Origin of the sequence: Paracoccus sp. pheM1, assembly GCF_018499825.1 — a bacterium.
GTDB classification, from domain to species: Bacteria; Pseudomonadota; Alphaproteobacteria; order Rhodobacterales; family Rhodobacteraceae; genus Paracoccus; species Paracoccus versutus.
In genome coordinates this window covers 2,333,596-2,356,367 of sequence record NZ_JAGXCX010000001.1, presented here as the reverse complement: position 1 = coordinate 2,356,367, position 22,772 = coordinate 2,333,596, and the positions used below count along the sequence as shown (strand labels likewise).

20 protein-coding genes are annotated in these 22,772 nt (G+C 70.0%); 15 read left to right on the top strand and 5 right to left on the bottom strand.

Features of this window, described 5'->3' with window-relative positions:
* Positions 1–9 precede the first annotated feature (9 nt).
* Complete coding sequence (locus tag KF941_RS11930; protein ID WP_240540285.1) at positions 10–1,092, top strand: efflux RND transporter periplasmic adaptor subunit; 1,083 nt, start codon at positions 10–12, stop codon at positions 1,090–1,092.
* Positions 1,089–4,184 (top strand): efflux RND transporter permease subunit, encoded by a 3,096-nt coding sequence (locus KF941_RS11925; RefSeq protein WP_214273421.1) that lies wholly within the window; start codon positions 1,089–1,091, stop codon positions 4,182–4,184. Before KF941_RS11930 ends, KF941_RS11925 begins: the two co-directional genes overlap by 4 nt.
* Positions 4,185–4,672: 488 nt before the next feature.
* On the opposite strand, the gene recQ is transcribed toward KF941_RS11925, so the two are convergent.
* Positions 4,673–6,706 (bottom strand): DNA helicase RecQ, encoded by a 2,034-nt coding sequence (gene recQ, locus KF941_RS11920; RefSeq protein ID WP_214273420.1) that lies wholly within the window; start codon positions 6,704–6,706, stop codon positions 4,673–4,675.
* Positions 6,706–6,999 carry a YggT family protein gene (locus KF941_RS11915; protein WP_036751557.1) on the bottom strand — a complete coding sequence of 98 codons (294 nt, stop codon included), beginning with the start codon at positions 6,997–6,999 and terminating at the stop codon, positions 6,706–6,708. The genes recQ and KF941_RS11915 overlap by 1 nt, the downstream gene beginning before the upstream one ends.
* Before the next feature lie 142 nt (positions 7,000–7,141).
* Here KF941_RS11915 and KF941_RS11910 point away from each other — a divergent pair, with 142 nt between their 5' ends.
* From KF941_RS11910 to KF941_RS11885, 6 genes are all read left to right on the top strand, one after another.
* On the top strand, positions 7,142–7,714 hold the full coding sequence (locus KF941_RS11910; RefSeq protein WP_072461400.1) for a thioesterase family protein: 573 nt from the start codon (positions 7,142–7,144) through the stop codon (positions 7,712–7,714).
* Positions 7,715–7,781: 67 nt separating this feature from the next.
* Entirely contained in the window at positions 7,782–9,140 is a 1,359-nt protein-coding gene (locus KF941_RS11905; RefSeq protein WP_072461398.1) for an MFS transporter, read from the top strand.
* Positions 9,137–10,009, top strand: coding sequence for a penicillin-insensitive murein endopeptidase (gene mepA, locus KF941_RS11900; protein WP_036751551.1), 873 nt, complete (start codon positions 9,137–9,139; stop codon positions 10,007–10,009). Before KF941_RS11905 ends, mepA begins: the two co-directional genes overlap by 4 nt.
* Positions 9,982–10,950, top strand: a complete 969-nt coding sequence (locus KF941_RS11895; RefSeq protein ID WP_036751549.1) for an esterase-like activity of phytase family protein — start codon at positions 9,982–9,984, stop codon at positions 10,948–10,950. Before mepA ends, KF941_RS11895 begins: the two co-directional genes overlap by 28 nt.
* Positions 10,947–12,080, top strand: coding sequence for a serine hydrolase domain-containing protein (locus KF941_RS11890; protein ID WP_214273419.1), 1,134 nt, complete (start codon positions 10,947–10,949; stop codon positions 12,078–12,080). Before KF941_RS11895 ends, KF941_RS11890 begins: the two co-directional genes overlap by 4 nt.
* A 97-nt stretch (positions 12,081–12,177) precedes the next feature.
* Positions 12,178–12,792, top strand: a complete 615-nt coding sequence (locus KF941_RS11885; protein WP_036751545.1) for a queuosine precursor transporter — start codon at positions 12,178–12,180, stop codon at positions 12,790–12,792.
* 401 nt (positions 12,793–13,193) lie between these two features.
* On the opposite strand, the gene KF941_RS11880 is transcribed toward KF941_RS11885, so the two are convergent.
* Positions 13,194–14,375 carry an acetyl-CoA C-acyltransferase family protein gene (locus tag KF941_RS11880; RefSeq protein ID WP_114536447.1) on the bottom strand — a complete coding sequence of 394 codons (1,182 nt, stop codon included), beginning with the start codon at positions 14,373–14,375 and terminating at the stop codon, positions 13,194–13,196.
* Between the two features lie 106 nt (positions 14,376–14,481).
* On the opposite strand from KF941_RS11880, the gene KF941_RS11875 reads away from it, so the two are divergent.
* The 5 genes from KF941_RS11875 to KF941_RS11855 all read left to right on the top strand — a co-directional run bounded on the left by KF941_RS11875 (position 14,482) and on the right by KF941_RS11855 (position 18,066).
* Positions 14,482–14,838: a LysR family transcriptional regulator gene (locus KF941_RS11875; RefSeq protein ID WP_214273418.1), complete on the top strand. Its 357-nt coding sequence runs from the start codon at positions 14,482–14,484 to the stop codon at positions 14,836–14,838.
* Positions 14,839–14,904: 66 nt separating this feature from the next.
* Positions 14,905–15,645, top strand: coding sequence for a molybdate ABC transporter substrate-binding protein (gene modA / locus KF941_RS11870; protein ID WP_036751542.1), 741 nt, complete (start codon positions 14,905–14,907; stop codon positions 15,643–15,645).
* A complete protein-coding gene (gene modB / locus KF941_RS11865; protein ID WP_036751541.1) occupies positions 15,642–16,358 on the top strand; it encodes a molybdate ABC transporter permease subunit in 717 nt (238 codons plus the stop codon). Before modA ends, modB begins: the two co-directional genes overlap by 4 nt.
* Positions 16,358–17,413 (top strand): molybdenum ABC transporter ATP-binding protein, encoded by a 1,056-nt coding sequence (gene modC, locus KF941_RS11860; protein ID WP_072461393.1) that lies wholly within the window; start codon positions 16,358–16,360, stop codon positions 17,411–17,413. Before modB ends, modC begins: the two co-directional genes overlap by 1 nt.
* A 74-nt stretch (positions 17,414–17,487) precedes the next feature.
* On the top strand, positions 17,488–18,066 hold the full coding sequence (locus tag KF941_RS11855) for a lytic transglycosylase (RefSeq protein ID WP_036751539.1): 579 nt from the start codon (positions 17,488–17,490) through the stop codon (positions 18,064–18,066).
* Positions 18,067–18,080: 14 nt separating this feature from the next.
* On the opposite strand, the gene KF941_RS11850 is transcribed toward KF941_RS11855, so the two are convergent.
* Together KF941_RS11850 and KF941_RS11845 are read right to left on the bottom strand one after the other, a co-directional pair.
* On the bottom strand, positions 18,081–18,677 hold the full coding sequence (locus tag KF941_RS11850) for an outer membrane lipoprotein carrier protein LolA (RefSeq protein WP_036751537.1): 597 nt from the start codon (positions 18,675–18,677) through the stop codon (positions 18,081–18,083).
* Between the two features lie 89 nt (positions 18,678–18,766).
* Positions 18,767–20,026, bottom strand: a complete 1,260-nt coding sequence (locus KF941_RS11845) for a UbiH/UbiF/VisC/COQ6 family ubiquinone biosynthesis hydroxylase (protein WP_214273417.1) — start codon at positions 20,024–20,026, stop codon at positions 18,767–18,769.
* 96 nt (positions 20,027–20,122) lie between these two features.
* On the opposite strand from KF941_RS11845, the gene KF941_RS11840 reads away from it, so the two are divergent.
* Together KF941_RS11840 and KF941_RS11835 are read left to right on the top strand one after the other, a co-directional pair.
* Positions 20,123–21,448, top strand: a complete 1,326-nt coding sequence (locus KF941_RS11840) for an amidase (RefSeq protein ID WP_214273416.1) — start codon at positions 20,123–20,125, stop codon at positions 21,446–21,448.
* 128 nt (positions 21,449–21,576) lie between these two features.
* A complete protein-coding gene (locus KF941_RS11835; RefSeq protein ID WP_116223158.1) occupies positions 21,577–22,770 on the top strand; it encodes an aminotransferase class I/II-fold pyridoxal phosphate-dependent enzyme in 1,194 nt (397 codons plus the stop codon).
* The last annotated feature ends 2 nt before the right edge of the window (positions 22,771–22,772 follow it).

Genomic DNA, 22,772 nt, shown 5'->3' with positions numbered 1-22,772 from the left:
AAGGCCCTTATGTCCGCGCTGTTGGTCCTGGTCGCGCTTGCCGGCGTCGCGGCCGCTTTCTCGTGGCCCTGGCAGAAATCCGGCGAGGTGACCGCCCCGGCCCCGCGCCCGGTGGCCAGCATCCTGGTCAGCGACGCCCAGGCGGCCGGCCATTCCATCCCCGGCGTGATCGCCGCGCGGATCGAGGTCGCCCTGGGCTTCCAGACCCTTGGCCGCGTGACCGCGCGCAATGTCGATGTCGGCGATGTCGTCCGCCAGGGCGACGTGCTGGCCACGCTCAATCCCGACGACCTGCAGGGCGATGTCCGCGCCGCCCAGGCCGCGGTCGAGGCGGCGCAGGTGGAACTGCGCACCGCCCAGGCCACGGCCGAACGCACGCGGTCGCTGGCCAGCCGCAACGTCGCCTCGACCGCGCAGCTGGAACAGGCCGAACGCGCGCTGGCCGCGGCGCAGGCCGCCGAGCAGCAGGCGCAATCCGAACTGATCCAGGCCCGCGACGCCGAGGGCTTCGCCGAGATGCGCGCCCCTTTCGCCGGGGTGATCAGCGCGGTTTTCGTGAATGCCGGAGCCGTGGTCAGCGCCGGCGAGCCGGTGCTGCGGCTGTCCACCCAGGACGGCATCGAAGCGGTGATCGACCTGCCGGACATCGTGCTGTCGCGCGTGGGGCAGGGCGATCCCTATGAGGTCTGGACGGAAAACGACCCCGGACGCATCGTGCCGGCGACGGTCTCGCAGATCGAGCCGGTGGCGGATGCCGCGACCCGGACCCGACGCATCCACCTGGCGCTTGGCGAGGATGCCGATTTCCGCCTGGGCGCGCTGGTGCGGGCCCGTCCCGCCGGCGCCGCCGCCGCGCGGCTGGTCCTGCCCCAGGCCGCCATCCTTGAACGCGACGGCGCCCAGCATGTCTGGGTGGTCAGCCGCGACGGCGACCAGGGCACCGTCGCCCTGCGCCGGATCGAGACCCTGGGGCCGCCGATCGGCGGGCGCGTCACCGTCGCCTCGGGCCTGGCCCAAGGCGAGGAGGTGGTGATCCGCGGCATCCATTCCCTGGCCGAGGGCCAATCCGTGGGACAAGGCGTGACACCATGACCAGAGGCGGCTTCAACCTGTCCGACTGGGCGCTGCATCACCGTTCGCTGGTGTGGTTCCTGCTGATCGTCTCGATGGTGGCGGGCACGCTCGGCTATCTGCGCCTTGGCCGCGAAGAGGATCCGAACTTCACCATCAAGATCATGGTGATCAGCGCCTCGCTGCCCGGCGCCACCATCGAGGACACGCTGGAACAGGTCACCACCCGGATCGAGACCAAGCTCGAGGAACTCGACGAGCTGAAGTTCACCCGCTCGGTCACCATGCCGGGGCAGTCGGTGGTCTACCTGGAGCTGGACCCGACGATCCGCGGCCCGCAGGTGCCCGAGGTCTGGAAGCGCGTGCGCAGCATGATGTCGGACATCCGCCCGGAATTTCCGCAGGAGTTCCAGGGATTCCAGTTCAACGACGATTTCGGCGACGTCTTCGGCAATATCTATGCCTTCACCTCGGACGGCTTTACCCAGCGCGAGCTGCGCGACCGGGTCGAGGACATCCGCAAGCAGGTCCAGGCCCTGCCCATGGCGGGCAAGACCCTGCTGCTGGGCGTGCGCAAGGAACGGATCTTCCTGGAGTTTTCCTCGGCCCGGCTGGCGGCGATGGGGCTGAACCACAACCAGGTGGTGCAGACGCTGGCGCTGCAAAACGCCATCTCGCCCTCGGGCATCGTGCAGGCCGGCCCCGAGCAGGTGCTGGTGCGCGTCGGCGGCCAGTTCGACGACGCGGCCGCGATCGCGGCGGTGAACCTGCGGGTCGGCGACCGCTTCTTCAACATCGGCGACGTGGCCACCGTGCAGCGCGGCTACGAAGACCCGCCGAGCGCGCTGTTTCGCTATAACGGCAAGGAGGCGGTCGGCCTTCAGATCGGCATGCGCGAGGGCGGCAATATCCTGGAATTCGGCGAGCAGGTCGATGCGCTGATGGCCGAGGTGGCCCGCGGCCTGCCCATCGGCATCGAGATGGCCAAGTTCGCCGACCAGCCGCATGTGGTGAACGAGGCCGTGGGCCATTTCGTCCAGGCCCTGGCCGAGGCGGTGGCCATCGTGCTGCTGGTCAGCTTCGTCAGCCTGGGCCTGCGCGCCGGGCTGGTGGTGACGCTGACCATTCCCCTGGTGCTGGCGATCACCTTCATCGTGCTGGACATCTATGGCATCACGCTGCAGCGCATCTCGCTTGGCGCGCTGATCATCGCGCTGGGGCTTCTGGTCGACGACGCGATGATCGCCATCGAGACGATGATCTCGCGGCTCGAGGTGGGCGACAGCCTGGAACGCGCCGCCAGCCATGCCTGGAGCTCCATCGCCTTCCCGATGCTGACCGGCACGCTGGTCACGGTGGCGGGCTTCATCCCCATCGGGCTGAACAGCTCGGCGGCGGGCGAGTTCACCTTTTCGCTGTTCGTGGTGATCGCCGTCTCGCTGATCGTCAGCTGGATCGTCGCGGTGCTGTTCGCGCCGCTGCTGGGCGTCACCATGCTGCCTGCGACCATGGCGCATAAGTCCGAGCGGCCGACCTGGCTGCGCCGGCAGTTCCACGGCCTGCTCCTGTGGGGCATGCGCCACCAATGGCTGACCATCGCCATCACGCTGGCCGTGTTCGCGGTTTCGGTCGTGGGCATGCGCTTCGTCGAGCAGCAGTTCTTCCCGACCTCGGACCGGACCGAGATCATCGTGGACGTGACCGAGCGCGCCAATGCTTCGATCGGCAAGACCGACGCCGACATGGCCCGGATCGAGGCGATGCTGGCCGAGGAACCGGACGCGCAGTTCTGGACCACCTATGTCGGCCGGGGCGCGCCGCGCTTCATCCTGTCGATGGACGTGCCCACGCCCGGTCCCTACATGGGCCAGATCGTGATCCAGACCCCGGACCTGGCGGCGCGCGACCGGCTCAAGGCGCGGCTGGCCGAATTCGCCGGGCGCGAGCTGGTCGGCACCGACATCTATGTCAAGAACCTCGAGATCGGGCCGCCGGTGGGCAAGCCGGTGCAATACCGCGTCTCGTCGCCCGACCCGGAACAGGCGCGCGACGCGGCGCGCGAACTGGCCGCGGTGCTGGCGACCGAGCCGCGGCTGCGCGACATCGCGCTGGACTGGAACGAACCCGCCCGCGTGGTGCGGCTGCAGGTGAACCAGGACCAGGCCCGCCGGCTGGGCCTGACCAACGAGGACATCTCGGGCGCGCTTTCGGGCACCTTCAACGGCCGGACCATCACCCAGCTGCGCGACGGCATCTTCCTGATCGACGTCGTCGCCCGCGGCTCGCAGGCGGATCGCGAATCGCTGGAATCGATCCAGAACCTGCAACTGGCGACGCCGACCGGGATGCCGATCCCGCTCGCCTCGCTGGCCAAGCTGGAATACGATACCGAGCAGCCGCTGATCATGCAGCGCGACGGATTGCCGACGGTGACGGTAAAGGCCGCCATCGCCAGCAAGGACCAGCCCGCCACGCTGGTCGAGGCGCTGGCCGAAAAGGTCGCACGCTTCCAGGCCGGCCTGCCGCCCGGCGTCAAGGTCGTCGTCGGCGGCACGGTCGAGACCTCGGCCGAAAGCCAGCAGCCCATCGCCGCGGTGGTGCCGATCATGCTGCTGATCATGGCGACGCTGGTCATGGTGCAGATGCAGGGCTTCCGGCTGTCGTTGATCGTCTTTGCCGCGGCTCCGCTGGGGCTGATCGGCGTGGTCGCGGCACTGTTGCCCTTTGGCGTGCCGATGGGCTTCGTCGCCATCCTGGGCATCCTGGCGCTGATCGGCATCCTGATCCGCAACTCGGTCATCCTGGTGCATGAGATCCAGGAGCTGATCGCCAAGGGGCACGCGAAATGGGACGCGGTCTTCGAGGCATCGGACAGCCGCGCCCGCCCGATCCTGCTGACGGCGGCGGCGGCCAGCCTGGCGCTGATCCCGATCTCGCGGCAGGTGTTCTGGGGGCCGATGGCCTTCGCGATGATGGGCGGCATCATCGCCGGCACGCTGGTCACGCTGATCTTCGTCCCGGCGCTTTACTGCGCCGTCTTCCGGGTCCGCCCGCCCCAGGGCGACCCGATGCCGGACCCCGAGGACCGCGCCCGCGCCGCCGCGCAAGAATAAGGCCCCGGTGCGGGCGGGAAGGGGTCCGGTGGCGCAATGCGGATTGCCGTCCGCGGCGGTGCCTGGACGTGAGGCCGGCGACAGCAGCCCATCTTCGCCCTGTGGTGTAGGGCGGGCGGATGCGCGGATGCCGCGTCGGGGCCGGATTGCGGAGGCCGGGTCAAAACCCGGCCGCGACGTGCGCCGCCGGGAAGGACGGTCGCCCATCGCCCGGATGTCGCGACAATGTCCCTGCCGGAATCCACCGGGCCAAGAGAAGTGGGAAGAGGCTCCCGCAGCCATGGCGGGATCCGGGCTTTGACCCTGCGACAACGGAACGTGGCTGCCGCTGCCCGCCTTGCTGTGCCGCCACGAAGGCCATCCGGCCGACGGGCCGAAGATCACGACCGCGGCGAAACCGCCTAGGCCCGCGCGCCAACGGGAACGGCTCCGCCCGGTCCTCGCCTTCGGCAGGCGGCGCCTAGTGGCTGACAAGACATCGGCCCCGCTCAGCCCTCGGGGTCGGCGGAGATCTCGGCGGCGAAGGCGGTGCCGAACCGCTCGAGCCGCGCCTCGTCCAGATAGCGCGACAGCTCGCGCGGCCGGTCCTCGGCGATGCGGCGCAGGGCGGAGTTGCTGACGGAGAGCGGCTTTTCGGTGCCGTCCTCGCCGCGCGCCAGCCGGGACTGCGCCTCGGCCAGCCGGTCGAACAGGTCGCCCGAGGCACGGCCGGCCAGCGCCCGGCGCGCGGGATGCATCGGCGCGACCTCGCCGGCGATGACGCGCAGGAATTCCTCGCCATAGCTTTCCAGCTTCTTCGCGCCGACGCCGTTCACCCGCGCCATCTCGTCCAGCGTCCGCGGCCGGGTCTGCGCCATCTCGATCAGCGTGCGGTCGGGGAAGATGACATAGGCCGGCACCCGCGCCGCCTCGGCCAGCGCGCGGCGCTTGGCCTTGAGCGCGGACAGCAGCGGCGCGTCCTCTTCGTCGACCGAGGCGCGGACCACCACGGCGGGGCGCGCGCGGGCCATGGCGTCGCGGCGCAGGGTGATGCGCGTCTCGCCGCGCAGCACGGGATGGGCGGCGGCGGTGATGGCAAGGCCGCCATGGCGTTCCGGGTCGGGGCGGATCAGGTCGTGGCCCAGCATCTGCCGGATCACCGCCTGCCATTGCGGCTTGGCCATGTCGCGCCCGACGCCAAAGGTCGGCAGCCGGTCATGGCCCCGGCTGCGGATGCGGTCGGTCATGGTGCCGGTCAGCACGTCGATGACATGGCCCGCGCCATAGGTCTGGCCGGTGCGCAGGATGGCCGACAGCACCTTCTGCGCCGCCTCGGTGGCGTCGAAGCATTCGGGCGGGTTGTCGCATATGTCGCAATTGCCGCAGGGCCCGGCCTCTTCGCCGAAATAGCGCAGCAGGGCGACCCGGCGGCAGCCCGTCGCCTCGGCCAGGCCCAAGAGCGCGTTCAGCCGGGCGTGGTCGGCGGCCTTGCGTTCGGGCGGGGCCAGCCCCTCGTCGATCTGGCCGCGGCGCAGGCGGATGTCGTCGGGACCGTAAAGCGTCAGCGTCTCGGCCGGGGCGCCGTCGCGGCCGCCGCGGCCGATTTCCTGGTAATAGGCCTCGATCGACTTCGGCAGGTCGGCATGGGCGACCCAGCGGATGTCGGGCTTGTCGATGCCCATGCCGAAGGCCACGGTCGCCACCACGATCAGCCCGTCCTCGCGCTGGAAGCGCATCTCGACCTCGCGGCGCTGGTCGGGCTCCATGCCGCCGTGATAGGCGACGGCGGCAAGGCCGGCCTCGTTCAGCGCGCCGGCCAGCGTCTCGGTCTTGGCGCGGGTGCCGCAATAGACGATGCCCGACTGGCCGCGGCGGGCGGCGGCGAAATTCAGGATCTGCCGGCGCGGCCCGTCCTTGGGCTGGAAGGCCAGGTGGATGTTCGGCCGGTCGAAGCCGCGCAGGAAGATCTGCGGCTGCGCGCCGTCGAACAGGCGCTTGACGATCTCGTCGCGCGTTTCCGCATCGGCGGTGGCGGTGAAGGCGGCCAGCGGCACGGACAGCGCCCGGCGCAACTCGCCCACGCGCAGGTAGTCGGGGCGGAAGTCATGGCCCCACTGGCTGACGCAATGCGCCTCGTCCACGGCGATGGCCTGCACGCCCGCGCGGCGCAGCATCGGGATGGTCGCGCCCGAGGCCAGCCGCTCGGGCGCCATGTAGAGCAGCCGCAGCTCGCGCGCGTTCAGCGCGCGCAGAACCTCGCTGTTTTCCTCGTCCGAGTTGCCGCTGGTCAGGGCGGCGGCGGCGACGCCCGCCTCGGTCAGCGCCCGCACCTGGTCGCGCATCAGGGCGATCAGCGGCGAGATCACCACCGTCAGCCCGTCCCGCATCAGTGCCGGCAGCTGGTAGCACAGCGACTTGCCCCCGCCGGTCGGCATGATCGCCAGCACGTCGCGGCCCGCGGCCACGGCATCGACGATCTCTTCCTGCCCCGGCCGGAAGGCATCGAAGCCGAAGACCTGCCGCAGAAGGGGCGCGGCCGACATCAGAAGCCGTAGAACCAGGCCGCGTTATTGGCAAGCGCGCGCTGCAGGATGATGATGCCGATGAAGACCACCAGCGGCGCCAGGTCCAGCCCGCCGGTATTGGGCAGGATCGAGCGGACGGGGCCGTAGATCGGCTCCAGCAGGCGGTTGAGCCCGCTCCAGATCTGCCAGATCAGCGGCTGGCGCAGGTTCAGCACCTGGAAGTTGATCAGCCATGACATGATGATATGGGCGATCATCACGAACCAGACCACGTCGAGTATCAGCATCAAGGCTTCGTAGAGCGTGCCCATTCCATCCCCTTCCGGCTGTTCCCCGGACAGGTAAGGCAGGCATCCGCATTGCGCAAGCAGCAAGCATCGCCGCCGCAGCGTTCCGATTGACGCGCCGCCGGCCCAAGGCTAGCCCCGCAGCCGTTCCAAAGGGAGGCCGCCCATGTATCCCATGCTCCGCTTTGCCAAGGAGATGCTCAAGTTCCGCAGCAGTCCCCGGATCGGGGTGCTGGAGGCGCATGTCTCGACCCATCGCTGCTGGCCCTGGGATCTGGACCCCTGGATCGAGCTGAACAACGGCCGCACCCTGACGCTTTACGACCTGGGGCGCCTGCCGATGGCGGTCAGGACCGGGATCATCGACACCATGCGGCAGAACCGCTGGGGCATCACCGTCGCCGGCAATACCGTGCGCTATCGCCGCCGGATCAGGGCCTTCGATCGCTTCACCATGGTCTCGCGCACGCTGGGCTGGGACGCGCGCTTCCTTTACATGGAGCAAAGCATGTGGCGGCGGGGCGAGTGCTGCAACCACATGCTGCTGCGCGGGGCGATCACCTCGGAGCAGGGCATCGTCGCCCCGGCGCGGCTGATGCAGGCGGCCGGGCGCGACCCGCAAAGCCCGGAACTGCCGGGCTGGGTGCAGGCCTGGATCGCGGCGGATGCCGGGCGGCCCTGGCCGCCGGTGCTGCCGCCCGTCCTGCCGGACGAGCGCAATCCAGACTTGCCAGCCTGAACCGGCTGGGGCCTTATGCGCGCGGGCTGCGGGACGGGCGGCAGCACCGCCGGGCAAGAGGGGTGGCATGGAACGCAAACGCATCTGGGGCTGGTGGTTCTTCGACTGGGCCAGCCAGCCCTTTGCGACGCTGCTGCTGACCTTCATCTTCCCGGTCTATTACGCCGAGGTCGCCCGCCAACACTATGCCGCGCAGGGCATGACCCCCGAGGCGGCGGGGGCGGCGGCGCAGTCGCTATGGGGCTACGGGCTGAGCATTTGCGGCGTCATCATCGCGCTCCTGGCGCCGGTGCTGGGCGCCATCGCCGACACCAGCGGGCGCCGGTTGGTCTGGGTCTGGATCTTTTCCGCCTTCTACATGGCGGGCTCCTGGGGGTTGTGGTTCCTGATGCCGGACCAGCCGAACCTGCACCTGGCCATCGTCTGCTTCGGCATCGGGCTGATCGGCATGGAGTTCGCCACCATCTTCACCAATGCCCTGCTGCCGGGGCTGGCGCCGCATGGCGAGATCGGCCGCATCTCGGGCTCGGGCTTCGCCTTCGGCTACCTGGGGGGCGTGATCGCGCTGGCGATGGTGCTGCTGCTTTTGGCCGAGAATGCGCAGACCGGGCGCACCATGCTGGGCATCGCGCCGGTGCTGGGGCTTGATCCGGCGCTGCGCGAGGGCACGCGGGCGGTGGGGCCGTTCACCGCGCTGTGGTATCTGGTCTTCATGATCCCCTTTGCGCTTTGGGTGCCCGAGACGCGGGGGCCGCGCCGCCCGCTGCGGCTGGGCGCGTCAATGGCAGAGCTGGGCCGGCTGCTGGCCAGCCTGCGGCACCGGCATTCGCTGGCGGCCTGGCTGGTGTCGTCCATGTTCTCGCGCGATGCGCTGAACGCGCTTTACGCCTTCGGCGGGGTCTATGCCGGCACGGTGCTGGGCTGGCCGGTGTTCCTGGCCGGGGTCTTTGGCGTGGTCAGCGCCATCTCGGCCGCCGTCATCAGCTGGATCGGCGGCCGCGCCGACCGGCGCTGGGGGCCCAAGCCGGTGATCGTCGCCTGCACGCTGGTCCTGATCGCGGTCTGCATCCTGATCACCGGCATGAGCCGCCAGCAGATCCTGGGCCTGCCGCTGGCCGAGGGCTCGCGCCTGCCCGATGTGCTGTTCTTCCTTTGCGGTGCGCTGATCGGCGGCGCGGGTGGCGCGCTGCAATCGGCCAGCCGCACCATGATGGTGCGCCACACCACGCCCCAGCGCGCCACCGAGGCCTTCGGCCTTTACGCGCTGTCGGGCAAGGCGACGGCTTTCCTGGCACCCTTGCTGATCGCCACGATGACGGATGTGACCGGAAGCCAACGGCTCGGCATCTCTCCGCTCATCGTGATGTTCCTTCTGGCGCTGGTTCTGCTAGGCTGGGTCAAAGCAAAAGGAGAGGCCGCGCAGTGATCCGCAAATTCCTGACCGCCGCCGTGCTGGCGCTGACCGGGCTTGGCCTGGTCCAGCCCGCCGGGGCCGACCCGCTGGCCCGCAACGTCTTCGGCGCCGTCCCCGGCCCGACCGGGGGCGCCCCGGTCTCGATCGGGTTCTATTCCAAGGGCTGCGTCTCGGGCGCCATGCAATTGCCGGAATCCGGCCCGACCTGGCAGGCCATGCGCCTGTCCCGGAACCGCAACTGGGGCCATCCCGAACTGGTCAGCTTCCTGATCGGCCTGTCGCAGGCTGCGCGCCAGGTCGGCTGGCAGGGGCTTTACATCGGCGACATGGGCCAGCCGCGCGGCGGGCCGATGACCTCGGGCCATGCCAGCCACCAGTCGGGGCTTGATGCCGACATCTGGATGCTGCCGCCGCAAAGCCTGCGCCTCAGCGCCGCGCAGCGCGAGAAGATCTCGTCGCAATCGGTGGTGAACAAGGCCGGCACCGCGCCCTCGGGCCTGTGGAGCGGCGGTCACATGGCGATCATGCGCGCCGCCGCCCGCGACCCGCGGGTCGAGCGCATCTTCGTCGATCCGGTCGCCAAGCTGGCGATGTGCCAGTCCGAGACCGGCGACCGCAGCTATCTGCGCAAGATCCGGCCGCTGGGTGGCCACGACTATCATTTCCATGTCCGCCTGGCCTGCCCGGCGGGCTCGGTCTGCCAGCAGCAGGACGTGCCGCCGCCCGGCGACGGCTGCGCCGAGGCCGCGGAATGGATCAAGAACCGCATCGACCCCAGCCGGGTCAAGCCGGTGCCGCCCGATCCGAACTATCGCCACCCCCGCAGCTTCCGGCTAAGCGAGATGCCCCGTCAATGCCAGGTCGTCGCCACCGCCCGCTAAGGCGCGGCGGCACGGCCGGCGGCGCGGCAGGGCGGCCCCGCCGCCTGCCGGGCCTTGCGCTGGCGCTGCTGCTTGTCTCGGCCTCATCGGCCTGCGCGGCCGACCCCTCGCCTCCGCCCATGCCGAAGGTGGAATATGTCGCGACCTATGTCTGGCGGATGGAGGACGAGACATTCGGCGGCTTCTCGGGCATCGAGATCAGCGCCGACGGCAGCCGCTTCACCGCGTTGTCCGACCGCGCCACCATCCGCTGGGGCAGCGTCCAGCGCGATGCGCAGGGCCGCATCCGCGGGCTGGAGCTGGCCGGCCGCGCCCATCTGCGCGACAGCGCCGGCAAGCCGCTGAAACCCGGCTGGCAGGGTGACAGCGAGGGGCTGGCCATCGCCCCCGACGGCACGATCTGGATCAGCTTCGAGGGGCTGACCCGCGTCGCCCGCCACGACACGCCCGACAGCCCGGCCAAGCCCCTGCCCCGGCCGCCCGAGTTCAAGGCGATGCAGCGCAACTCCTCGCTGGAGGCGCTGGCGATCCTGCCCGACGGCACGCTGCTGACCCTGCCCGAGCGGTCGGGGGCGCTGACCCGGCCCTTTCCGGTCTGGCGCTGGCGGGAGGGCAAGTGGGACCAGCCCTTCGCGATCCCGCGCTCGGGCGACTGGCTGGCGGTCGGCGCCGACATCGGCCCGGACGGGCGCTTCTACCTGCTGGAGCGCGACTTCAAGGGCCTCCTGGGCTTCCGCACCCGCGTCAGGCGCTTCGACCTGTCGGAAAGCGGCGTCTCGAACGAGCGGGTGCTGCTGGAATCGCGGCCGCTGCAATATGACAACCTCGAGGGGATCTCGGTCTGGCATGACGGGCAGGGCATCCGCATCACCATGATCTCGGACGATAATTTCGGCTGGCTGCAACGCACCGAACTGGTCGAGTACCGGGTGGCGGAATGAGCCTTTCCGCCAGCATCGCCGCGCTGGACCGCGCCGTCGACAGCGCGCTGGCCGAGCGGCGGATCGTCGGCTGCGTGGTCCTGTTGGCCCAGGGCGGCCGGCTGGTCCATGCCCGCGCCGCCGGCCTGGCCGACCGCGAGGCCGGCCGGCCCATGCGGCAGGCCACCTGGCTGCGCTATGCCTCGGTCTCGAAGCCCTTCACCACCGTCGCGGCGCTGCGGCTGATGCAGGCGGGCCGGCTGTCGCCCGAGGACCGGGTGACGCGCTGGCTGCCGGATTTCGCCCCCGCCCTGCCCGACGGCACCCGCCCCGCGATTACCGTGGACCAGCTGATGTCGCATCTGGCGGGGCTGGACTACGGCTTCAACCAGCCGCCGGACGGCGCCTATGCCTGCGCCGGGGTCTCGGACGGGATCGGCGACAGCGGCATCTCGCTGGCCGAGAACCTGCGCCGCATCGCCTCGGTGCCGTTGGACCGGCCGCCGGGCACGCGCTGGCGCTATTCGCTGGCGACCGATGTGCTGGGCGCGGTGATCGAGGCCGCGGCCGACATGCCGCTGCCCGATGCCATGGCCCGGCTGGTGACGGACCCCCTGGGCATCGAGGCCGGCTTCCAGGCCCCGGACGCCGTGGACCTGGCCGCGAACTACGCCGATGCCCGCCCCGAGCCGCAGCGGATGTGCGGCCCGACCCGTGTCCGCAATCCGCTGCAACCCGAGCAAAGCTATGCCTACCTGCCCGAGCGCATCCGCGACCCCTCGGCCTATCCCTCGGGCGGCGGCGGCATGGCAGGGACGGCCGAGGCGGCGCTGGCGCTGCTGGAAACCCTGCGCGACGGCCCTTTCCTTGCCGAGAACCTGCGCGCCGAGGCCCGGCGCAACCGCATCCGCCAGCGCCATCCGCTGCGCGGTGCCGGATGGGGCCATGCCTGGGCGGGCGCGGTTGTCACCGATGCAGAGACGGCCGGCATCGGCCTGCCGCAGGGCAGCCTCGGCTGGGGCGGCATCTACGGCCACTGCTGGATCGTCGATCCCGCGCGCGGCCGCAGCCTGGTCGCGCTGACCAATACCGCGGTCGAGGGGATGAACGGCGCCTTTGCGGTGGAAATCGCCGCCGCGGCCGCGCTATAGACCCGCAAGCCCGTTGACAGATGGGCCCGGCGGCCTTATGGGGCCTTGCCCCGACGGGGCCGAGTCTCCGCGACCTTGCCAAAACGGAAAACCAGACATGTCCCGTATCCTTCCCGGCGTCATCGCCATGGCCGCCGTCGTGGTGGCCTCGAACATCCTGGTCCAGCATCTGCTGGGCTCCTGGCTGACCTGGGGGGCGTTGACCTATCCGGTCGCCTTCCTCGTGACCGACATCATGAACCGGGTCTATGGCCCGGCCGCCGCGCGCAAGGTGGTCTATGCCGGCTTCGTGACCGGCGTGCTGTGCTCGGTCGTGGCCGCGGGGCTGGACAAGACCACGCTGCGCATCGCCATAGCCTCGGGCGCGGCCTTCCTTTCGGCGCAGCTGATGGACATCTCGGTCTTCAACCAGTTGCGAAAATACAACTGGTGGCTACCACCCCTGGCGGCCAGCGTCGCCGGTTCGATCCTCGACACTGCCGTTTTCTTCAGCATCGCCTTTGCCTCGCAGCTGACGCCGATCTTCCCGGCGGACGATGTTTCCTGGGCAAATGAACTGGTTCCGCTGCTGGGCCAGGGGCCTGTCCAGCCGCTGTGGGTTTCGCTGGCAGTGGCCGACTGCGGGGTGAAGCTTGCGCAGGCAGTCCTGGCGCTCGTGCCCTTCCGCATCGTCGTCGGAAATTTGATCCAGCGCCGCGCGCAAATTCATTGACTGTTAAAGGTTCTGTGGCAGGCTGGACCCCATAAGGCAACTTATTGAAAGGAGGTGGTCCAGTGTCGAGAGTGATATTGGAGAGAGGTGTCGGGACAGTCAGGGGGGCCGTGGCCTGAGGGCAGCCCCAAGGGTCGTAAACCCTGGCTGGGACGGTGGGCACCAACCCTAACCGGACCATCTCCGTGGATCTCGCGGGCCGTTCTCCAGGGGGGCGGCCCGTTCCATTTTCCGCTGCTTCGGCATTCGCGCATGCAGGGCATGCTTGGCGAAGCGTGAAAGGCAGTTCGGGTATTTATGGAACGAAGAAGCCGGGCCTGCGCTTCTTCGTTCCCCAAATACTCATGCGACAGTGCAGCCGAAGACCCGGCCCAGCTGAGGGCCGGGTCGTCAACGCAGGCTCAGAGACGTTCGATGGCCAGCGCGATGCCCTGGCCGCCGCCGATGCACATGGTGATCAACCCCTTGCTGCCGCCGGTGCGCATCAGTTCATACATCGCCTTCACGGTGATGATGGCGCCGGTCGCGCCGACCGGGTGGCCCAGGGCGATGGCGCCGCCGTTCGGGTTCACCCTGGCGGGGTCGAGGCCGAGGCCCTTGTTCACCGCCAGCGCCTGGGCGGCAAAGGCCTCGTTCGATTCGATCACGTCGAAATCGCCGGCCTTCAGGCCGGTGCGCTTCAGCAGCGCCTCGACGGCCGGGACCGGGCCGATGCCCATGACCTCGGGGCGCACGCCGGCCACGGCATGGCCGAGGATGCGGAACAGCGGCTTGGCGCCCGCCGCTTGCGCCGCTTCGGCCCGCGCCAGCACCAGCGCCCCCGCGCCGTCGTTGATGCCCGAGGCATTGCCGGCCGTTACCGTGCCGTCCTTCTGGAACACCGCCTTCAGCCCGGCCAGTTTCTCCAGGTCGGTCGCCTTCGGATGCTCGTCGGTGTCGAAGGCGACCACGCCCTTGCGGGTCTTGATCTCGATGGGGACGATCTGCTCCCTGAAGCGGCCCTCGGCGATGGCGGCGGCGGCGCGTCTCTGGCTTTCCAGCGCGAATTCGTCCTGCGCCTGGCGCGAGATGTCATGTTCGCGCGCGACGTTTTCCGCCGTCACCCCCATATGGCCGGTGCCCATCGGGCAGGTCAGCGCGCCGACCATCATGTCCAGCATCTGCACGTCGCCCATCTTGGCGCCGAAGCGCGCGGCGGGCACGGCATAGGGCGCGCGGCTCATCGATTCCGCGCCGCCCGCCACGGCGAAATCGGCGTCGCCCAGCATCAGCGCCTGCGTGGCCGAGACGATGGCCTGCGCCCCCGAGCCGCAGAGCCGGTTCACGTTCATCGCCGGCGTGCTGTCGGGCACCCCGGCCTCCAGCATCGCCACGCGCGACAGGTACATGTCGCGCGGCTCGGTGTTCAGCACATGGCCGAAGACCACGGTGCCGATGCGCTCGGGGCCGATGCCGGCGCGCTCGATCGCGGCGCGGGTCGCGGTCGCGGCCAGCTGGATCGGCGGCACGCCGGCCAGGCTGCCGCCGAAGGTGCCGATGGCGGTGCGCGCCCCGGACAGGATGACGATTTCATTGTCGGACATGATTCCCCCCGATTGCCGTTGGCATGATGTTACTGCTAGAGCCGCGATAGCACATCGAAAAGACCCGCCCCCTTGCGACCTTGCGGAAAGACGGCAGAATATGGCCATGACCCAGGATCCCCGCATCAGCCTGCGCCTGCATTTCGAATCCGGCCTGACCTTTGGCCGCGGCAAGGCCGACCTGCTGCAGGCCATCGACGACGAGGGCTCGATCTCGGCCGCCGGGCGGCGCATGGGGATGAGCTATCGCCGCGCCTGGTCGCTGGTCGAAGAGATGAATGCGCATTTTGCCGCACCCTTGGTCGACAGCAGCCGCGGCGGCGCCCATGGCGGCGGCGCCCAGCTGACCGAGCGCGGCCGGCAGGTGCTGGTCGACTACCGCGCGCTGGAGGTGCTGCTGCGTGACCAGGGCGCCGCAGAGCTGGGGCGGCTGCGTGCGGGGCAGCGATCTGCTTCGGCGTAAATAACGGTTGCCAGCACGGGCAATGGCTGGTTATGTCCATCCAGACACAACGAATGGACCCGCCCGATGCGCCTGTCTTTCCTTGCCGCCGCCCTGATCGCGCTTGCGCCTGCCGCCCAGGCCGACGAGATCACCATCTTCGCCGCCGCCAGCCTCAAGGACGCGCTGGACGAGATCGCCGCCACCTGGCAGGAAAGCCATGGCGATACGGTGGTGATCTCCTATGCCGGCAGCTCGCAGCTTGCCAAGCAGATCCAGGAGGGTGCGCCGGCGGACCTGTTCATCTCGGCCTCGAGTTCGTGGATGGATGCGGTGCAGGAGTCGGGCGACATCGACCCGGCGACGCGCCGCGACCTGCTGGGCAATACGCTGGTGCTGGTCGGCACCGGCAAGCCGGCCGAGGCGCCCGTGACCGAACTGCCCGGCCTGCTGGGCGACGGCAAGCTGGCCATGGCGATGGTCGATTCCGTCCCCGCCGGGCAATACGGCAAGGAGGCGCTGACCTCGCTGGGCCTGTGGGATCAGGTCGAGGGCCAGGTGGCCCAGGCCGACAACGTCCGCGCCGCGCTGAAGCTGGTCGCCACCGGCGAGGCGCCGCTGGGCATCGTCTATGGCAGCGATGCCGTGGCCGAGCCGGGCGTGGGCGTGGTCGCGACCTTCCCGGTCGACAGCCATGAAAAGATCACCTATCCCGCCGCGGTGACGACGGGGGCCGATACGCCGCAGGCGGCGGCCTTTCTTGACAGCCTGTCGCAGGAACCGGCAAGGTCGGTCTTTGAATCGCAAGGCTTTACCGTCACGCAATGATCCCGACCGATTGGCTTGGCCCCCAGGAGTGGCAGGCCGTGCGGCTGTCCCTGCGGGTCGCCGCCGTCGCCACGCTGGCCGGCCTGCCGCCGGCCGTCGCCGTCGCCTGGCTGCTGGCCCGGCGGCGCTTTCCGGGGCATGGGCTGCTGAGCGGCATCGTCCACCTGCCGCTGATCCTGCCGCCGGTCGTCACCGGCTACCTGTTGCTGGTCACGTTCGGCACGCAGGGGCCGGTGGGCAGCCTGCTGAAACCGCTGGGCATCGTCTTCGCCTTTCGCTGGACCGGCGCGGCGCTGGCCTGCGGCATCATGAGCTTTCCGCTGATGGTGCGCGCCATTCGCCTGGGATTCGAGGCGGTGGACCCCAAGCTTGAACAGGCGGCCGCCACGCTGGGCGCGCCGCGGGCCTGGATCTTCGTGACCGTGACGCTGCCCCTGATCCTGCCCGCGATCCTGGCCGGCGCCACGCTGGGCTTTGCCAAGGCGATGGGCGAGTTCGGCGCCACCATCACCTTCGTCTCGAACATCCCCGGCCAGACGCAGACGCTGCCCTCGGCCATCTATGCGCTGTTGCAGGTGCCCTCGGGCGATGCAGCTGCGCTGCGGCTGGTGCTGGTTTCGGTCGTGATCGCCATGGGGGCGGTGCTGGTGTCGGAATGGCTGGCCTGGCGCATGACCGCGCGCATGAATGGGCGCGCCGAGGGGCGGGCCTGATGCTGGAGGTCGCCTTTCGCCACGATTTTCCTGGACTTGCGCTTGATGTCGCCTTCCAGGCACCGGGCGGGGTGACGGCGCTGTTCGGCCCCTCGGGCTGCGGCAAGAGCACGGCGATCAACGCCATCGCCGGGCTGTTGCGCCCCGACCAGGGCCGCATCGCACTGGACGGGCGGGTGCTGTTCGACGGCAGGGCCAACCTTTCGCCGCAAGCCCGGCGCATCGGCTGCGTGTTCCAGGACGCGCGGCTGTTCCCGCATATGACGGTGGCGGCGAACCTGCGCTACCCCTCGCGCTGGCGGCGCGGGGCGGCGCGGGACTTCGACCGCATCACCGGGATGCTGGCGCTGGAGCCCCTGCTGCATCGCCGCCCCGGCACGCTGTCGGGCGGCGAGCGCCAGCGCGTGGCCATCGGCCGCGCGCTGTTGTCGGACCCGGCGCTGCTGGTCATGGACGAGCCGCTGGCGGCGCTGGACGAGGCGCGCAAGGCCGAGATCATGCCCTGGCTGGAACGCCTGCGCGACGAGATCCGGCTGCCGATCCTCTATGTCAGCCATTCGGTGCCCGAGGTGCTGCGGCTGGCGACGACGGTGGTGCTGATGCGGCAGGGGCGGGTGGTCCATTCCGGCCCGCTGGCCGCGATCCTGGCCGATCCCGAACTGGCCCCGCAGCTGGGCGCGCGCGAGGCGGGGGCGCTGATCCGCGCCACGGTCGAGGCGCGCGAACCCGACGGCATGGTCCGGGTCGCCACCGCCGGCGGGCCGATGCTGCTGCCCGGACTGGACCTGGCGCCGGGGCAGGCGCTGCGGCTGCGCATCCTGGCGCATGAGGTGATCCTGGCGCGCGAGGCGCCGCGGGGCCTGTCGGCGCTCAATCTGCTGCCGGTCACGGTGACCTGCGTCGAGGGCGGGCTGGTGCAACTGGCGCTGGGGCAGGGCGCGCAGCATGAGCGGATGCTTGCGCAGGTCACGCCGCGCTCGGTCAAGGCGCTGGAATTGCAGCCGGGAACCGCCTGCCACGCCATCGTGAAATCGGTTTCGGTCCTGCCCAGCTAGGACGGTCGAGCCTTTGTCATTTGCGCCTCGCCCCGGATTGCGCTTATCCTGCCCGCAAAAAACATGAGGGCAGTATGAACAGGTTTCTCAAGCTCGCCATCGTCGGGCTGGTGGCCTCTTGCGGAGGGGGCGGGAACTACAAGGCGCCGCGCAATCTGGAAAGCGCCTGCGCCATCGCGGCCGAGCGGCCCGCCTACATGCGTGCGATGAAGGCGACCGAGCGGCGCTGGGGCGTGCCGGTGCATGTGCAGATGGCGACGATCCACCAGGAATCGAAATTCATCGGCAATGCCCGCACGCCGCATCAATATGCGCTGGGCATCATTCCGATCGGCCGGCAAAGCTCGGCCTATGGCTACAGCCAGGCGCTGGACAGCACCTGGGACGATTACCGCAAGCAGACCGGCAACCGCCGCGCCCGGCGCGACAATATCCGCGACGCCACCGATTTCATGGGCTGGTACATGAACGATTCGGCGCGGGTGCTGGGCATTTCCAAATGGGACGCCGCCTCGCAATACCTGGCCTATCACGAGGGCCGCTCGGGCTTTGCCAGGGGCTCGCACAACTCGAAGCCCTGGCTGATGGGCGTGGCCGGCAAGGTCCAGGCCCGGTCCGAGGCCTATCGCAGCCAGCTTGCCTCCTGCCGCTGACCCGGTTCGCCCGCCTATTGGCGGCGGGCGATCTCGTTCTGGATGGCGAAGGTCGAGGCGGGAAAGCTCATCCCGGTCTGCATGTCGCCCAGGATCACCGTGGTCCGCTTGCCGGTGTCGTCGGTCACCACCCATTGCCGCAGCTGGGTCGGATTGGCGGTAAAGACCATCTGGATATTGCCGTATTCGGGATGCTGCGGATCCTGCGCGGTGACGACAGTGGTGTTCTTCTTCTCGGCATAGCCTGTGACCATGCGCGCCCGGCTCAGGTCGATGTTGGGCGCCAGGATCAGCGACAGCGGCGTCTTGGACAGCGGGTATTGCTGCGGCGCGCCGCGCGTCTTGCCGTCGAACACGGCGACGTTGCCGGCCGAGGCCATGACCAGCGTGCGGTCGCCCTTGTATTCGAAGCGCACCCGCTGCGGGCGCTGGATATAGACCACCCCGGTCGAGATCGAGCCGTCGGCATTCACCTGGGTGAAATCCGCCTTGGCGGTCTTGAGGCTGTTGAGATAGCGCGAGATCTCGTTCAGCGGGATCTTCTCGGCCAGGGCGGGAAAGGCCAGGGCCAGGCACAGGACGGGCGCAAGGGCGAGCGACTTCAGTTTCATGAGCGGAATGATACCGATTCTCCAATGACTTGCACATCACGTTCGCTGGATGCGCGGCGCCTCAACGCTGACGAAGGCGTGAGCGTTCCCTAAAGCCGCCGCCCGGTCAGCAGGCGCGGCATCGGCTCGAGGCTCAGCCCCGCCGCCTGGCGCATGAAGCCGCGCCGCAGGGGCGGGATGGCATCGACCAGGCCCATGCCGATCTCGCGCGCGGTGCGCAGCAGCGGATTGGCATTGGAAAACAGCGCGTTCACCCCGTCCATGCCAAGCGCCAGCGCCGTCGCATCGGGCCGGCGCCAGTCCTGATAGCGCGCCAGCACCAGATCGGCGCCGATGTCCTCGCCGCGGCGGCGGGCGGCGACCAGCACTTCGGCCAGCACCGCCACGTCGCGCAGGCCCAGGTTCAGCCCCTGCCCGGCGATGGGATGCACGCCATGCGCCGCATCGCCGACCAGCGCCACGCGCGGGGCGAAGTAGCGCTCGGCCAGGGTCAGGTTCAGCGGATAGGAAAAGCGCGGCCCGGCCAGCCGGATCTCGCCCAGGAAATCGCCGAAGCGCGGGCGCAGCACCGCCAGGAATTCGTCATCCGGCAGTTCCATGATCGCGCGGGCGCTGGCCTCGGCCTCGGACCAGACGATCGAGCTGCGATTGCCCGGCAGCGGCAGGATCGCCAGCGGCCCGGTGGGCATGAAATACTGGTGCGCGGTGCCTTCGTGCGGCAATTCGTGATCGACCGCCGCGACCAGCGCGATCTGGCCATAGTCATGGCCGATGCGCCGGATGCCGGCCCGCGCCGCCACGCCCGATTGCCGCCCGTCGGCGCCGACCAGCAGCCGGCCGCTGATGCTGCGGCCGTCCGACAGAGTGGCGCGGATCGCCGCGCCCTCGGCCTCTTGCCCGGTGACGGACAGGCCGGGCAGATGCGTGACCCTCCCCTGCATCGCGGCCAGAAGCGCGCGGTAAAGGAAGCGGTCCTCGAGCATGTAGCCCAGCCGGCCTTCCTCGAGCTCGGCGCCGTCGAAATGCAGCCCGAAGGGGCCGGCGCCTTCGCCCGGCGCGCCCTGCGTCGCCTCGACCTTGCGGATTTCCTGCGCGTTCGGCGCCAGCTCGGGCCACAGCCCCAGCGCAGCCAGCAGCCGCTGCGAGGCCAGCGCCAGCGCATAGGCGCGGCCATCGAAGGCGTCGCCGGCGCGAGCATCGGCGGGGCGGGCGTCGGCCACCGCCACCGACAGGCCGGCATCGGCCAGGGCCAGGGCAAGGGCCGGGCCGTTCAGCCCGCCGCCCGCGATCAGGATGTCGAAATCGGTCCTCATGGGACGCAATATGACTGTCGGCCGGGCAATGTCCATGCGTCATGGCGGCCGCCAAGCGCATTGCGGGCCAGCCCGCGCCGGGATAGCCTGTGCATTATTTGGTATCTGGATTTGATCGGTCGGGGGAAGGGCATGGATTGGCTCAGGGCATCTGCGGCGGAACAGGGAAGGGCGATCCTGGCCGGGCTCATCAGCCCGGTCGAGCAGGCCGAGGCCTATCTGGACGCCGCGGCCCGCCATCCCTATGGCGACCGCATCTATGCCCGGCTGACCCCCGAGCGCGCGCGGGCCGAGGCCATCGCCGCCCATGACCGCGCCCGCGCCGGGCTGCGCCGCGGCTTGCTGGACGGGGTGGCGATCAGCTGGAAGGACAATATCGACAGCGCCGGCATCGCGACCGAGGCCGGCTCGCGCCTGCTGGAGGGCCGCGTGCCCCGGCAGGATGCCGCGATCCTGGCCGGGGCGACGCTGGACGGGCTGGTCTGCCTGGGCAAGACGCATATGACCGAGCTGGCCTTTTCCGGCCTGGGCGTGAACCCGCGCACGGCGACGCCGCCCAACAGCATCGACCAGGAACTGGCGCCGGGCGGCTCCAGCTCGGGCGCGGCGGTTTCGGTGGCGCTGGGGCTGGCGGCGGCTGCGGTGGGGTCGGACACCGGCGGCTCGATCCGGGTGCCGGCGGCCTGGAATGGGCTGGTGGGGTTCAAGCCGACCACGGGCGCAGTCAGCGGCGCCGGCATCGTGCCGCTGTGCCGCCGCTTCGACGTGGCCGGCCCCATCGCCCGCACGGTCGAGGATTGCGCCGAGCTTTTCGCCGTGCTGCGTGGCGAGCCCGCCCCCGACCTGGCCGATGCCAGCCCGCACGGGTTGCGGCTGATGGTGCTGGACGGCGTGCCCTTCGACGAGGCGCGGCATGAGCCGGTCGCCGGCTTCGAGGATGCGGTGAACCGCCTGGCCCGCGCCGGCGCCCGCATTACCCATGCCGCGCCGCCCTGCGTGGCCGAGGCGATGGTGCTGGCGCCGCTGCTGTTCGCGCCCGAGGCCTATGGCATCTGGCGCGAGCAGATCGAGGCCGCGCCCGAGCTGATGCACCCGCCGATCCTGGAGCGCTTTCGCGGCGGCCAGTTCGTGCTGGCGGCCGATTACGTCGCCGCCTGGGAGGAGTTGGGCCGGCTGCGCGCCGATTGGGCGCGGCTGGTCGCCGGTTTCGACGCGGTGATCCTGCCCACGGCGCCGATCCTGCCGCCGCCGGTGGACCGGCTGCTGGCCGAGGAAGAGTTCTTTGCCCGCGAAAACCTGCTGACGCTGCGCAATACCCGCATCGCCAACCTGCTGGACCTGCCGGCGGTCAGCCTGCCGACCGGCCATCCGGCCTGCGGCATCACGCTGATGGGCCGCGCCGGCCAGGACCGCGCGCTGCTGGTGGCGGCCGCCGCGGCCGAGGCGGCGCTGCGCTGAGGCGTGGATTTTCCGGGAAAATCCGGCACGGACGGGCGCAATCTGGCGGTGAAACTCTGGACGCATGGGGGGATTGCCGGTAGTCTTGCGGCAAAACGGGGCGCAACGACCCCGACTGAGAGGCAGTCATGGCAATTCCCGAGCGGTTCTCGAACCTGCCGGATTACGCGTTTCCGCGCCTGCGGACGCTGCTTGCGGGCATCGACCCCGGCGGCGATCCCCTGATCCTGACCATTGGCGAGCCGCGCCATGCGCTGCCGGATTTCGTCGGCCCGGTCATGGCCGAAAGCATCGCCGATTTCGGCAAATACCCCTCGAACGAGGGCACGGCCGAGCTGTTGGCCGCGATCTCGGGCTGGCTTGCCCGCCGGCACGGGCTGGATGTCGCGCCCGAGCGGATCATGGCGTTGAACGGCACGCGCGAGGGGCTGTTCAATGCCGCCCTGGCGCTGGCGCCCGAACGCAAGAACGGCCAGCGGCCGGCGATCCTGGTGCCGAACCCGTTCTACCAGGTCTATGCCGTGGCCGCCGCCGCCGTGGGCGCCGAGCCGGTCTTTGTCCCCGCCACGGCAGAAACCGGCCACCTGCCGCGCTTTGCCGGCCTGCCGGCCGCGGTGCTGGACCGCGCCACCGTGGCATATCTGTGTTCGCCCGCCAATCCGCAGGGCAGCATCGCCTCCGAGGATTATCTCGAGGAACTGATCGCCCTGGCCGACCGGCACGATTTCCTGGTTTTCGCCGACGAGTGCTATTCCGAGATCTGGCGCGACGCGCCGCCGCCCGGCGCGCTGGCGGTGGCCACGCGCATGGGGCTGGCCGATCGGGTGGTGATGTTCAACTCGCTGTCGAAACGCTCGAACCTGCCGGGGCTGCGCTCGGGCTTTGCCGCCGGTGGACCCCAGCAGATCGCGCAGATGCGGCGGCTGCGCAGCTATGCCGGCGCGCCGCTGCCCCTGCCGGTGCAGCGCGTCAGCGCCATGGCCTGGGGCGAGGAGGACCATGTCGAGGCCAGCCGCGCGCTTTACCAGCAGAAATACCGCATCGCCGACCGGGTGCTGGGCAATGTGCCGGGCTATCAGCCGGTGCAGGGCGGCTTTTTCCTGTGGCTGCCGGTGCCCGAAAGCGTCGGCGACGGCGAGGATGCGGCGAAAAAGCTGTGGGCCGAGGCGGGCATCCAGGTGCTGCCCGGCGCCTATCTGGCCCGCGACACCGAGGCCGGCAATCCGGGCCGGAATTTCATCCGCGTGGCGCTGGTCGCGCCGGCGGAGCAGACCGAGGCGGCGCTGAACCGCCTGAAGAATTGTTTGTATCAAGGGGGTTGACG